This window comes from Klebsiella sp. 141161 (assembly GCF_050600815.1).
Taxonomy (GTDB): Bacteria; Pseudomonadota; Gammaproteobacteria; order Enterobacterales; family Enterobacteriaceae; genus Klebsiella; species Klebsiella aerogenes.
Genome location: NZ_JAQIRN010000006.1, coordinates 238,868 through 252,493, shown reverse-complemented (window position 1 = coordinate 252,493; position 13,626 = coordinate 238,868). Strand labels below are relative to the sequence as shown.

Genomic DNA, 13,626 nt, shown 5'->3' with positions numbered 1-13,626 from the left:
ATTAACGTACCTTCAGCGTCGCCAGGCCAATCAGCACCAGCATCAGCGAAATAATCCAGAAGCGCACGATAACGCGCGGTTCCGGCCAGCCTTTCAGTTCATAGTGGTGGTGAATCGGCGCCATACGGAAGATGCGCTGACCGCGCAGCTTGAACGAGCCGACCTGCAGGATAACCGACAGGGTTTCCACGACGAAAACGCCGCCCATAATCACCAGCAGGAACTCCTGGCGCAGCAGTACGGCGATAATGCCCAGCGCGCCGCCGAGCGCCAGTGAACCGACGTCGCCCATAAAGACCTGCGCCGGGTAGGTGTTGAACCACAGGAAGCCCAGACCTGCGCCGACAATCGCCGTACAGACGATAACCAGTTCCCCGGCGTGACGCAGATAAGGAATGTGCAGGTAGTTGGCGAAGTTCATGTTCCCGGTGGCCCACGCCACCAGCGCAAAACCGGCGGCGACGAAGACGGTCGGCATAATCGCCAGGCCGTCGAGGCCGTCGGTCAGGTTGACCGCGTTGCCGGTACCAACGATAACGAAGTAAGCCAACAGGATGTAAAACAGTCCTAACTGCGGCATCACGTCTTTAAAGAACGGCACAACCAGTTCGGTCGCCGGGGTATCTTTCCCCGCCAGATACAGCGCGAACGCCACGCCCAGCGCAATCACCGACATCCAGAAATACTTCCAGCGGGCAATCAGACCCTTGGTGTCTTTGCGCACGACTTTACGATAATCATCAACAAACCCGATGATGCCGTAGCCGATTAATACCGTCAGCACGCACCAGACGTATGGATTTGACGGATAAGCCCACAGCAGGACGGAAACGGTAATCGCGGTAAGGATCATGATCCCGCCCATGGTTGGGGTACCGCGTTTGCTGAAGTGGGACTCCGGACCATCGTTACGAACGACCTGGCCGAAGGACATTTTTTGCAGACGGGCGATCATGCGCGGGCCCATCCACAGAGAGATGAACAGCGCGGTCAGCAGGCTGACGATGGCGCGAAACGTCAAATAAGAAAAGACGTTAAAGCCGGAATAATATTTGACCAGATGTTCGGCCAGCCATACTAACATGTCGCAATCTCCTGTAATGCGCGTACTACCTCTTCCATAGCGGCACTACGTGAACCCTTCACTAAAATGGTCATGATTTTATGCTCTGCCAGCAGCTCGCGCAGGCGAGCTACGACGGCGGCTTTATCGTTAAAATGTTCGCCCACGCCGCTGGCGCTGCTGATATCCGCGCTCAGGGAACCGACGCTGAGGACGCAATCCAGCCCCGCCGCTTTCGCCGCTTCGCCAACTTCGCGATGACACGCCGCGCTTTCCGCACCGAGTTCAGCCATATCGCCGACCACCATCGCCCGGAAGCCCGGCATTTCCGCCAGTACCTGTACCGCGGCGGTCATCGAACCGACGTTGGCGTTGTAGGAGTCATCCAGCAGCAGCTGGTTTTCCGCCAGTTGGATCGGGAACAGACGTCCCGGCACCGCTTGCAGCTGCGCCAGCCCGGTTTTCACCGCGGCCAGATCGGCGCCTACCGCCATCGCCAGCGAAGTTGCCGCCAGCGCGTTAGCGATGTTATGGCGCCCCGGTAGCGGCAGCAGTACGCCGACGTTGCCGAACGGGGTCTGCAGCGTAAATTCGGTGCCATGACTGGTGATATGTACGTTGGTCGCCGTGAAGTCGCTGTTCGCCGCGTTCGGCGAGAAGCGCCACACTTTGCGATCGCCAATCACGCTCTGCCAGTTCAGCCAGTCATTGTTGTCGGCATTCAAAATCGCGGTGCCGTTTTGCGGCAGGCCGGTAAAGATTTCACCCTTGGCCTTCGCCACGCCCGCCAGCGAGCCGAAGCCTTCGAGGTGCGCGGCGGCGAGGTTGTTGACCAGCGCCGCTTCCGGACGCGTCAGGCTGACGGTCCAGGCGATTTCGCCCTGGTGGTTGGCGCCAAGTTCAATCACCGCATACTGGTGATCTTTGTTCAGACGCAGCAGCGTCATCGGTACCCCGATATCATTATTCAGGTTACCGGCGGTATACAGCGTATTACCGCACTGGCTGAGGATCGCCGCGGTCATCTCTTTGACCGAGGTCTTACCGGACGAACCAGTCAGCGCCACCACGCGGGTCGGCACCTGCTGACGCACCCAGGCCGCTAACTCGCCAAAAGCCAGACGGGTATCTTTCACTACCACCTGCGGTAAATCGCAGGCCAGTTGGCGGCTTACCAGCAGCGCGCCTGCGCCCGCCGCTTTCGCTTGTTCGGCAAAATCATGCGCGTCGAAACGCTCGCCTTTCAGCGCCACAAACAGGCAACCCGCCGTGACTTTGCGGGTATCGGACGTCACGTCATCGATAGCGATATCGCTACCCTGCAGTTCGCCGCGGGTGATAGCGGCGAGCTGGCTTAATGTAAAGCGAATCATGCTACCGCTCCCAGCAGACGCGCAACGGTAACGCGGTCGGAGTAATCCAGACGGCGGTTACCGACGATCTGATAGTCTTCGTGGCCTTTGCCCGCTACCAGCACAACGTCGTTCGCTTTCGCCTGCATCACCGCGCCGGTCACCGCTTCCGCGCGGCCTTCCATCACCTTCACCTGCCCGGCATCAAGCATGCCAGCCAGAATGTCGTTGATAATCGCCCGCGGCTCTTCGGTACGCGGGTTATCGTCAGTCACGACCACGATATCGGCAAACTCTTCCGCGATAGCGCCCATCAGCGGGCGTTTGCCCTTGTCGCGGTCGCCGCCGCAGCCGAAGACGCACCACAGCTTGCCGCTACAGTGCAGACGCGCGGCCTGCAGCGCTTTTTCCAGCGCGTCAGGCGTATGGGCGTAATCGACCACCACGGTCGGTTTGCCCGGCGCGCTGAACACTTCCATACGGCCGCACACCGGCTGTAAGCGCGAAGAGGTTTTCAGCAGATCCGCCAGCGGATAGCCCAGCGCCAGCAGCGTCGCCAGCGCCAGCAGCAGGTTGCTGACGTTAAAGGCGCCCATCAGGCGGCTTTCGATTTCGCCTTTGCCCCAGCTCGAGTCAAACTGAATGGTCGCGCCGCTGTCGTGATAGTTGACCGCGGTCGCCTTCAGCCAGCGGCCGTGGCAGTTCGGATTGATATGATCTTCCATCGACACCGCCACCGCATCCGGCAGTTTCGCCAGCCAGCGGCGCCCGACTTCATCGTCAGCGTTGACGATGGCCTGGCCGCAATGGTGGGTGGAATAGAGCAGCCATTTCGCCGCTTCGTAATGTTCCATGTCGCCATGGTAGTCGAGGTGGTCACGGCTCAGGTTGGTAAACACCGAGGCGGCAAACTGCAGCGCCGCCACGCGGTGCTGCACCAGGCCGTGAGAAGAGACTTCCATCGCGCCGAAAGTCGCCCCCTGCCCTACCAGGCCGGAAAGCACGTGCTGAACATCAACCGCAGAGCCGGTGGTGTTCTCGGTCGGCACTACTTTATCCAGCAGGCCGTTACCGACGGTCCCCATCACCGCGCTGGTTTCGCCGAGCAGTTTCGCCCACTGCGCCAACAGCTGCGTAGTCGTGGTTTTACCGTTAGTACCGGTGACGCCCACCAGACGCATCTGCTGCGAAGGTTGTTGGTAAAAACGCCCGGCTAGCGCGGATAACCGCTCGTTCAGTTGGCTCAGGTAGATGACCGGCACGCCGTGCATCTCGCGAACTTCGCCGTCTGCGGCCTCGCCCTGCGCCTCAGCAATAATGGCAGCAACACCTTGCGCTATCGCCTGCGGGATATAACGACGCCCGTCCGCCTGATGACCCTGTACCGCGACAAAGAGGTCGCCGGACGCCGCCACGCGGCTGTCCAGCGTCATCTCTCGCAGAATTCGCTCCGGCGCATTTGGCACCCACGGAGCGAGAAGGTCGCGCAAATTACGATCTGCCACCTGTTCCCTCGCCTTGATTAATCACAAATTCACTTTTTTCGCCCGTTGCCAGCGCATCCGGTTCGATGTTCATGGTGCGCAATACGCCGCCCATGATGGCACCGAACACCGGCGCGGAAACGGCGCCACCGTAGTATTTACCTGCCTGCGGGTCGTTGATCACCACCACCAACGCGAAACGCGGGTGGCTGGCGGGCGCAACGCCTGCGGTGTAAGCAATATATTTGTTGATGTAGCGGCCATCCGGCCCCACTTTTTTCGCCGTACCGGTTTTAATCGCGATACGATAGCCTTTGATCGCTGCTTTCACGCCGCCGCCGCCGGGAAGCGCCACGCTTTCCATCATGTGAACGACGGTACGTACCAGTGAGTCCGGGAATACGCGCTCGCCCGGCACCGGTGGATCAACTTTGGTAATCGACAGCGGGCGATAGATGCCGTAGCTGCCAATCGTTGCGTAGACTCGCGCTAACTGTAACGGTGTTACCATTAGCCCGTAGCCGAAAGAAAAGGTGGCCCTCTCTATGTCAGACCACCGTTGTTTTTGAGGATATAAGCCACTGCGTTCTCCGACCAACCCCAAATTGGTCGCCTTTCCAAGCCCAAAACGTGAGTAAGTATCTACTAACGCTGAGGACGGCATCGCTAACGCCAACTTAGAAACGCCGACGTTACTCGACTTCTGTAGCACCCCGGTCAGGGTCAATTCGCTGTAGCGCGCCACGTCTTTGATTTCGTGGCCGTTAATTCGATATGGAATGGTATTCAGCACGGTATTTTCATTGACGATGCCGCGCTGCAGCGCCGTCATCACCACCATCGGCTTCACCGTTGAACCCGGTTCAAATACGTCGGTGATGGCGCGGTTACGCATGGTATCTTTGGACGTACCCGCGAAATTATTTGGGTTGTACGACGGGCTGTTGGCCATCGCCAGCACTTCACCGGTGTTGACGTCGACCAAAACGGCAGTGCCTGATTCCGCTTTGTTGAACGCCACCGCATTATTCAGTTCACGATACACCAGCGCCTGCAGGCGTTCGTCGATGCTCAGCGCGAGGTTATGCGCCGCCTGGCTGTCGGTGGAAGAAATGTCTTCAATCACGCGGCCATAGCGGTCTTTACGCACGATACGCTCGCCCGGCTGGCCGGTTAGCCACTTATCGAAGCTTTTCTCAACCCCCTCGATCCCCTGGCTATCGACGTTGGTAAAGCCAATGAGGTGAGCGGTTACTTCGCCTGACGGATAATAACGGCGAGACTCCTCGCGCAGATGTATCCCCGGCAGCTTCAGTTTTTTGATGTAGTCGGCCATGTCAGGGTTCACCTGACGCGCCAGATAGATAAAACGCATCCGCGGGTTGCTGTTGATGCGCGATGCCAGCTGGTCCAGCGGCATATTCAGCGCATCGGCTAACGCTTTCCAGCGGTTATCAAGCGTCACACCGCCCGCATCATGCAGCTCTTTCGGGTCGGCCCAGATGGCTTTTACCGGCACGCTGACTGCCAGCGGGCGGCCGGAGCGGTCGGTAATCATGCCGCGCGCGGTTGACACTTCCTGCACACGCAGGGAACGCATATCTCCCTGACGCACCAGCATATCCGGACTCACCACCTGCAGCCACGCGACGCGGCCAAGCAGGAAGGCGAGAGCGATTAAAATACATCCGCACAGCAACGCAAAACGCCAACTGATAAAGTTGGCCTGTTCTTCCTGACGTTTTGCTTTTGGCGTTTTCGGCGCTGCTTTCATGCGTCGCAATAATCCTTATTTCTGTACCACTATATTTTCTTGTGATGGATCAACGTGTTGCATCTGCAACTTCTCTGTCGCGATCCGCTCAACCCGACTGTGATCGCCAAGGGCGTTCTCTTCGAGGATCAGGTTGCGCCATTCAATATCCAGAGCGTCACGCTCCAGAACTAATTGTTCACGCTGCGCGGTTAACAGACGGGTATGGTGCGCCGTCGTCACCACGGTCACTGCCGTTATGATGATGCAAATGAACAGGCAGAGTGGCAGCTTCCCAAACCGCAGAAGATCGTCCCCGATAACGCCAGGCAAGGCATGGCGCTCGTTGCTTCCTAACGATCCTTTAACTTTGCTTAAGGCTACTGTCACTCTGCCGATCATGCGTTCGTCCTCTCTGCGATACGCAGCACTGAACTACGGGCGCGTGGATTCTCTGCCACCTCTTCTTCGCCCGGCATCAACTTGCCTAGTGCTCGCAACTGACGGCCGCCCAGTTTCCTGAGCTGCTCTTCAGTCATCGGGATCCCCGCTGGAACCTGCGGACCGCGACTTTGTTCACGCATAAAGCGCTTCACAATGCGGTCTTCCAGCGAATGGAAACTGATAATCGACAGCCGGCCGCCGGGGGCCAGCACGCCGAGCGAGCTTTTTAGCGCCTGCTCTATCTCCTCCAGTTCACTGTTCACCCAAATGCGCACCGCCTGGAAGGTACGGGTAGCGGGATGTTTGTGCTTATCTTTCACCGGCGTCGCCGCCGCGATAACTTCCGCCAGCTCTTTAGTACGGGTCATCGGCTCAATGCGGTTACGTTCAACGATCGCGCGCGCGATACGTTTACCGAAACGCTCCTCGCCAAAGGTTTTGATTACCCAGGCGATGTCGGCTTCTTCGGCGGTCTGTAACCATTCGGCGGCGGACTGACCGCGAGTCGGATCCATGCGCATGTCCAGCGGACCATCGCGCATAAAGGAGAATCCGCGTTCCGCGTCGTCCAGCTGCGGTGAAGAAACGCCAAGATCGAGGAGAATACCGTCGATCTTGCCGGTAAGATTGCGCTCGGCGACGTAGTCAGCCAGCTGCGAGAAAGGACCATGTACGATGGAAAAGCGTGGGTCATCGATGGTTTGCGCAACGGCAATAGCCGTTGGGTCGCGATCGATTGCCAGCAGGCGCCCTTCCGCCCCCAGTTGGGAGAGGATCAGACGCGAGTGACCACCGCGGCCAAAGGTTCCATCAATGTAGATACCATTTGGACGAATATTCAGGCCGTTAACGGCTTCATCCAGAAGTACCGTAGTGTGTTTAAAATTTTCCATCATTTTATAAAGACAAATCCTGCAGGCGCTCCGACAGTTCACCGGTAGCGGACTGCTCAGCGTCGATATCTTCCTTGACCCGTTGATACCAGGTCGTTTCATCCCACAGTTCAAATTTATTAAACTGTCCGACCAGCATCACTTCTTTTGTCAGCCCGGCATGTTGCCGCAGCACCGGCGCGATTAGCAATCGTCCGGCGCTATCCATCTGACATTCGCTGGCATGCCCCAAAAGCAGACGCTGTACGCGCCGCTCAACGGGATTCATGCTCGACAAACGCGACAATTTTTGCTCGATGATTTCCCATTCAGGCAAAGGATAAAGCAGCAGGCACGGGTGATGAATGTCAATGGTGCACACCATTTGACCAGAAGCATCCTCGATCAGCCCGTCGCGGTAGCGCGTCGGTACGGCCAAACGGCCTTTACTGTCGAGATTGACTAACGTTGCTCCACGGAACATGCCAGCCTCACCCCTTTTCGCCACTTTACCCCACAAATTCCCACCTAAAGGAGTTTACGGAGCGGAGGAAAAGCTTGTCAAGCCAGCACTAATGCCAACGGAGCGCAAAAACCCATTATTTACAGCCGATATTAGCCCTGATGAATAAATCACCAACAAACGAGGCAAATTAACGTTATGAATACGTGTAAGAAAATAACCAACAAACTCGTAACAGTTAAAAGCGACAAAATATCTTCAGCGGGAAAATATAAAGTGTCAGTTTGCGACGCGAGCGGCATTTTAGGCCATTCTGATGTCCGTTAACAGTGCCTGTTGTGGACGGAGAAGCACTTGTGCCGCGGCCTGACGCTCTCAACGGCGATGAAGGCAGGATAAAGCGATTGTTAATTCAGCAATTATTCCGATGAATGTAACAAAATAATACTAACAGATGGCATTGCGCATTTTCTTGCACCATTTGGATACAAAAAAATCTTTCTCAGGAATAAAACAAAATAAGGCGTAAAGAAGTTTAGGGATTTGTCTGAAAGCGAATAGATTTACGAATCTCTACGTAAATTGTATGGATTATCGCCAGATGCTAATCCATCTGGCGAATAACCTACGAAGAATCTTAATCTTTTTTCGCTAATGGATCAGCGGCGATTCAAACTTCCGCGATGATAAAGGTTACGACGAATACGGCTTAAGCCTGGTTTTGGCTTACGCGGTTCATCCAGGCTTGCCAGTACAATCTCTAAAACACGCTCGGCAACGTCGCGGTGACGCTGCGCAACTGCCAGCACCGGACACTGCAGGAAATCGAGCAGTTCGTTATCACCGAAGGTGGCGATGGCGAGTTCGGATGGCAGTTTGCCTTCACGGCGCAGCGTGACGTCCATCACGCCCTGCAGCAGCGGGAAAGAGGTGGTGAACAGCAGTTGCGGCATCGGATGCGTTTCCAGCCACTTTTCAAACAGCTGGGCCGCGGCTTCGCGTTCATAGCTGTTGGCATAGAGGAAGTTCACTTCCCGCGGGTCATCCTTCCACGCCGAACGGAACCCCTGCTCGCGCAGGAAGCTTACCGACAGCTCCGGCAGCGCTCCCAGATACAGCACATTGTCACCGGGGAATTTGCGCAGCTCGGCGGCGAGCATTTCAGCGTCGTCCTGGTCCGCGCCGACGACGCTGGTAAAGTGTTCACGATCGAGCGCGCGGTCGAGCGCGACAATCGGGAAAGGATCGTTCGCCCAGCGCTGATAGAATGGATGCTCAGGCGGCAATGAAGTCGAAACGATAATGGCATCCACCTGGCGCTGCAGCAGATGCTCAATACAGCGCATTTCGTTATCCGGCTGATCTTCCGAGCAGGCGATCAGCAGCTGGTAGCCGCGCTGACGCGCCTGACGCTCCAGACAGTTCGCAATACGGGTATAACTGGTATTCTCGAGATCCGGGATCACCAGACCAATTGAACGCGTGCGTCCTGCGCGCAGGCCAGCAGCGACCGCATTCGGGTGGTAGTTATGCTCGCGCACCACCGCCATCACCTTCTCGACCGTTTTATCGCTGACGCGATACTGCTTCGCTTTGCCATTAATCACATAGCTCGCGGTGGTTCTTGAAACACCGGCCAGCCGGGCGATTTCATCCAGTTTCACAATTGCCCCTTGGGTAAGAAGTACAAAAAACAACCATTAAATAGATATACTCATTAGAGTATAGAGATCCATTTTTATAACATCTAAACGCAGAATAGTTAGCGCGGCAACCGCTTTCGTCCACAGTTCCTACGGAATTCGCAAAAAAATAACCCGACAGTTTGTGCCGGGCTATTTTTACGTCATTTTTTCAGCGTTTAGCGCATGATTTTATCGCCGCGCGACAGGCCGACCACTCCGGAGCGCGCCACTTCAACAATGCGCGCGACGTCGCGCAAGGAGGCCAGGAAGGCATCCAGCTTATCGCTGGTTCCGGCAAGCTGCACGGTATAGATAGAAGGCGTGACATCAATAATCTGCCCGCGAAATATCTCGGTGTTGCGTTTCACCTCTTCGCGGCCATAACCGCTGGCCTGCACTTTCACCAGCATGATTTCACGCTCGACGTGGGAGCCCTGGCCCAGTTCGCTGACCCGCAGCACGTCCACCAGCTTATGTAATTGCTTTTCGATCTGCTCAATGGCTTTTTCGTCGCCCACCGTCTGGATGGTCATGCGGGACAACGTCGGATCGTCGGTTGGCGCTACCGTCAGGCTTTCAATATTGTAGCCGCGTTGGGAAAACAGGCCGATCACCCGGGATAATGCCCCCGATTCGTTCTCCAGTAATACAGATAATATCCGGCGCATAATCAGGTTCTCTCCGTTTTGCTCAACCACATTTCGTCCATGCCGCCGCCGCGGATCTGCATGGGGTAAACATGCTCGCTACCATCAACCGTAACATCAACGAACACCAGACGGTTATTACGCACCTGCTCCAGCGCTTCCGCCAGTTTAGCCTCCAGCTCTTGCGGCTCGCTGATGCGAATACCGACGTGGCCATAAGCCTCAGCGACGCGCACGAAGTCCGGCAGCGATTCCATATAGGACTGCGAATGGCGGCCGGAATAGAGCATATCCTGCCACTGCTTCACCATCCCGAGGTAACGGTTATTCAGGTTCAATACCAGTACCGGCAGTTCGTACTGCAGGGCGGTGGAAAGCTCCTGAATGTTCATCTGGATGCTGCCGTCCCCGGTCACGCAGATAACGGTTTCATGCGGTAGCGCCATCTTCACGCCCAGCGCCGCAGGCAGACCAAAGCCCATCGTGCCGAGGCCGCCGGAGTTAATCCAACGTCTTGGTTTATCAAATGGATAATAGAGCGCGGCGAACATCTGATGCTGGCCGACGTCGGAAGTCACGTAAGCGTCGCCGTTGGTCAGGCGCCAGATAGCCTCAATCACCGCCTGCGGTTTGATCTTGCCGCTTTGCGTGTCGTATTGCAGGCAATGGCGGGAACGCCACTGTTCGATCTGCTGCCACCAGTCGCGGATCTCATCCAGCGGCTGCTGGCTCTCTTCCTGTTCAAGCAGATCAAACATCTGGTCAAGCACCTGACGCGCGTCGCCGACGATCGGCACATCCGCCGGGACGGTCTTGGAGATCGACGTGGGATCGATATCAATATGCAGCACCGTGGCGTTCGGGCAATACTTAGCCAAATTGTTGGTGGTGCGATCGTCAAAGCGGACGCCAACTGCAAAAATAACGTCAGAATGATGCATAGTCATGTTGGCTTCATAGGTACCGTGCATCCCCAACATCCCCAGCGCCTGCTGATGAGTCGCCGGAAAAGCGCCTAAACCCATTAATGAAGAGACCACCGGTAGCTTCAGCTTTTCGACCAACGTACGCAGCTGCGCTTCACACTGCGAATTGATTGCCCCGCCGCCAACGTATACGACCGGTTTTTTCGCCGCCACCAGCGTTTGCAGCGCGCGTTTAATTTGCCCTTTATGACCGCTGGTGGTCGGGTTATAGGAACGCATGCTAACCGCATCCGGCCAAACGTAAGGCAGCTTCTTCGCCGGATTAAGAATATCCTTCGGCAAATCGACCACCACGGGCCCAGGACGGCCGCTGGCGGCCAGCCAGAACGCTTTCTTTAGAATACCTGGAATATCTTCAGTCTGTTTCACCAGGAAGCTGTGTTTGACCACCGGCCGCGAGATCCCCACCATATCGCACTCCTGGAAGGCATCGTAGCCAATCAGCGAGGTCGCGACCTGCCCGGAAAGAATGACCAGCGGAATAGAATCCATGTAAGCCGTTGCAATACCGGTAATAGCGTTTGTCGCTCCCGGGCCGGAGGTCACCAGCACCACCCCGACTTCGCCAGTCGCGCGCGCCAGCCCGTCGGCCATATGCACCGCCGCCTGCTCATGGCGCACCAGCACATGGTCAATGCCGCCGAGGGTATGTAATGCATCATAGATATCGAGGACTGCGCCTCCGGGATAGCCGAATACTTGCTTGACGCCCTGATCGACAAGCGATTGGACGACCATCTCGGCTCCTGACAACATCTCCATGGTTTGCCTCCAGGCTTATTGTTTTCACGACGGCGGAAGTCATTTTCCGCGCGCGTCGTATGATGCGCCGCCAGCGGCAGCGCATTGAGGTGAACGACTTGCTGTGCATTACCATAACTGCTCGCCAACAGGCAGGCAATTCGCCTGCCGGGGTCTGCAGCGGGTCTCAAAAGCAGAAAAGAAAGCATCTGGAGAAATATATGGAGGATTGCTTCATGAATAGCAAAATGAGACAGCCAATACTCGGGGAAAATGGCTTACGGCAGAAAATCATCCATTTTTCACCGTCGGGTTGCGAGAACCCGCGGTGATAAACAGAATAATATTCTGCTTTTTGGCTATTTATTCAGATAAGCTGGAGCTTTCGCTCCCCTTTGTAGATAACGGCAATTAGCGCTGGCAGATATTCGCCAGTAACTCTTCCATCCATTGATGGCCTTTATCGCGACCGGCCGCTTCGTGCCAGGAGAGGAAGCAGGTGCGGCTATTTACCTTCAGCGGCAGCGGTAATATCTGCAGGTCTAATTTATCCGCGAATTCATTGGCTAACCAGCGTGGCGCTATCGCCACCATGTGGGTTTGCGAAACTACATTTAATACGCTGACCATGGCATTGCCCTGATAAGCGATACAGGATTGTTTATCTACGGAGTCATACCACGGCTGGCTAAATGACGCATAACGATCCAATGCGACGACCGCGTGCTCTTCCTGATAAATATCCGCTTCCGTTAACGGCCCGGAAATACGCGGATGTTTACGGCTGGCAACCAGAACCATTTCATCTTTGAATAAAGGTATGCAGGCGAACTCAGGACGACGAAACTCTTCATAGCCGATAACAAATTCAATTTCCTGATAACGCAGCTGATGTTCGGTGTTTTGATGTAGCGCTGATTTAAAGACCAGATGAATATTTGGCGCGATTTCACCAACTTTATTAAATATTAGCGAGGTTAAGTAATTATCCAATGGGCTACAAACGCAGAGGTTAAATACGCGTTCGCTACTCAGCGGTTCAAAACCGGAACCCGGCAGCTCATTTTGCACTAGTTGCAATGCCTGGCGTACCGAGCCAAACAGCTGATATGCCCGCGCCGTTGGCTGAATGCCGCGCCCATAGCGAACAAACAGTTCATCATTAAACATCACCTTAAGACGAGATACCGCGTTACTTACCGCCGGTTGGGACATGCCGAGAGTATGGGCCGCGCGGGTAATATTTTGTTCCTGCATCACCGCATCAAAGACGGTCAGCAGGTTGAGATCCACCATCCGCAGTTGTGGTTTAACGACTTCCTGTCCCGGGGCTGATTTATATTCAGTATTTTCAATTAACATATCTAACTCCACCGTCACGCTAAATTCCTTTTACCAAAGTGCAGTAATTAATTAAGACAATAGCATTTATCATGCATATTAAATCTGCAAAAGGGTAAAGTTGAATTTTAGGAATATATCAAGGTTATGAGTAGCGACGAAAAACCTCACAGGACATCACCGGAACCCGCCTAAAACATATCATTTACTTGATGATATAAAGTGTACCCATAGATCACAGGAATAAACAACACCACTATTAGTTAATTGCAATTTAAGTATCAATTAACTATCTATTTTCCCTCTGCTATTAATTAACACTTTGTTATCCTTCCTCTCGCCTAAAATTCTCAAAACCAGCAACGACAACACCACTAATCCCTTATGTTTCATTAAGATAAGCACATTCCTCCCTCCTGTCTTTATCGCCCCCCTTTATGATAAAAATTTTTTCTAATTGTTTTATTTTTCCAGAGGCAGATAAATGTCTCAAATAGGATCGTCGGCGAAACAAGGGATAATCCAGCACAATTAGCTAATTCACCAGGCTTGTGAAAAACAGTTTTTATCTTGCCTGGGGTTGACATCAAAACCGCTATCCAGTAACTCTAAAAGCATATCGATTTCAACTGGAGTATGACGCATGATTCGCACTACTCGCTTCACCAGCCTACTACTACTAAACGCATCCATTGTGCGCGGTAGGCTGTTGGGCGACGTTCAGCGTTAAGTCATCTTCCAGCAAGACACTAAACCCGCGCCATTGCGCGGGTTTTTTTATGCTCGAAGCAAGGC

General features: G+C 54.8%; 12 protein-coding genes. 1 reads left to right on the top strand and 11 read right to left on the bottom strand.

The features are described 5' to 3' along the window. Position 1: 1 nt before the first annotated feature. The 11 genes from mraY to leuO form a co-directional block, all read right to left on the bottom strand. Positions 2–1,084: a phospho-N-acetylmuramoyl-pentapeptide-transferase gene (gene mraY / locus PGR79_RS17185; RefSeq protein ID WP_087860888.1), complete on the bottom strand. Its 1,083-nt coding sequence runs from the start codon at positions 1,082–1,084 to the stop codon at positions 2–4. Beyond that, on the bottom strand, positions 1,078–2,436 hold the full coding sequence (gene murF, locus PGR79_RS17180; protein WP_430922126.1) for a UDP-N-acetylmuramoyl-tripeptide--D-alanyl-D-alanine ligase: 1,359 nt from the start codon (positions 2,434–2,436) through the stop codon (positions 1,078–1,080). Before murF ends, mraY begins: the two co-directional genes overlap by 7 nt. Beyond that, positions 2,433–3,920, bottom strand: coding sequence for a UDP-N-acetylmuramoyl-L-alanyl-D-glutamate--2,6-diaminopimelate ligase (murE, locus tag PGR79_RS17175; RefSeq protein WP_015368250.1), 1,488 nt, complete (start codon positions 3,918–3,920; stop codon positions 2,433–2,435). Before murE ends, murF begins: the two co-directional genes overlap by 4 nt. After that, positions 3,907–5,673, bottom strand: a complete 1,767-nt coding sequence (locus PGR79_RS17170; protein ID WP_087860891.1) for a peptidoglycan glycosyltransferase FtsI — start codon at positions 5,671–5,673, stop codon at positions 3,907–3,909. Before PGR79_RS17170 ends, murE begins: the two co-directional genes overlap by 14 nt. 15 nt (positions 5,674–5,688) lie before the next feature. Then, positions 5,689–6,054: a cell division protein FtsL gene (gene ftsL, locus PGR79_RS17165; RefSeq protein ID WP_015704398.1), complete on the bottom strand. Its 366-nt coding sequence runs from the start codon at positions 6,052–6,054 to the stop codon at positions 5,689–5,691. Beyond that, entirely contained in the window at positions 6,051–6,992 is a 942-nt protein-coding gene (gene rsmH, locus PGR79_RS17160; protein ID WP_015368254.1) for a 16S rRNA (cytosine(1402)-N(4))-methyltransferase RsmH, read from the bottom strand. The genes ftsL and rsmH overlap by 4 nt, the downstream gene beginning before the upstream one ends. A gap of 1 nt (position 6,993) precedes the next feature. Then, positions 6,994–7,452, bottom strand: coding sequence for a division/cell wall cluster transcriptional repressor MraZ (gene mraZ / locus PGR79_RS17155; RefSeq protein ID WP_015368255.1), 459 nt, complete (start codon positions 7,450–7,452; stop codon positions 6,994–6,996). Between the two features lie 638 nt (positions 7,453–8,090). Continuing rightward, entirely contained in the window at positions 8,091–9,095 is a 1,005-nt protein-coding gene (gene cra / locus PGR79_RS17150) for a catabolite repressor/activator (protein ID WP_430922124.1), read from the bottom strand. A gap of 197 nt (positions 9,096–9,292) precedes the next feature. Beyond that, positions 9,293–9,784, bottom strand: coding sequence for an acetolactate synthase small subunit (ilvN, locus tag PGR79_RS17145; RefSeq protein WP_015368257.1), 492 nt, complete (start codon positions 9,782–9,784; stop codon positions 9,293–9,295). Between the two features lie 2 nt (positions 9,785–9,786). Then, the gene (gene ilvI, locus PGR79_RS17140) at positions 9,787–11,511 is read right to left on the bottom strand and encodes an acetolactate synthase 3 large subunit (RefSeq protein WP_087860893.1); all 1,725 of its coding nucleotides are present in this window, start codon (positions 11,509–11,511) and stop codon (positions 9,787–9,789) included. A gap of 390 nt (positions 11,512–11,901) precedes the next feature. Then, positions 11,902–12,870: a transcriptional regulator LeuO gene (gene leuO / locus PGR79_RS17135; RefSeq protein WP_015368259.1), complete on the bottom strand. Its 969-nt coding sequence runs from the start codon at positions 12,868–12,870 to the stop codon at positions 11,902–11,904. Between the two features lie 604 nt (positions 12,871–13,474). Between leuO and leuL the strand changes: the two genes are divergently transcribed. Further along, complete coding sequence (gene leuL, locus PGR79_RS17130; protein WP_020079614.1) at positions 13,475–13,561, top strand: leu operon leader peptide; 87 nt, start codon at positions 13,475–13,477, stop codon at positions 13,559–13,561. The last annotated feature ends 65 nt before the right edge of the window (positions 13,562–13,626 follow it).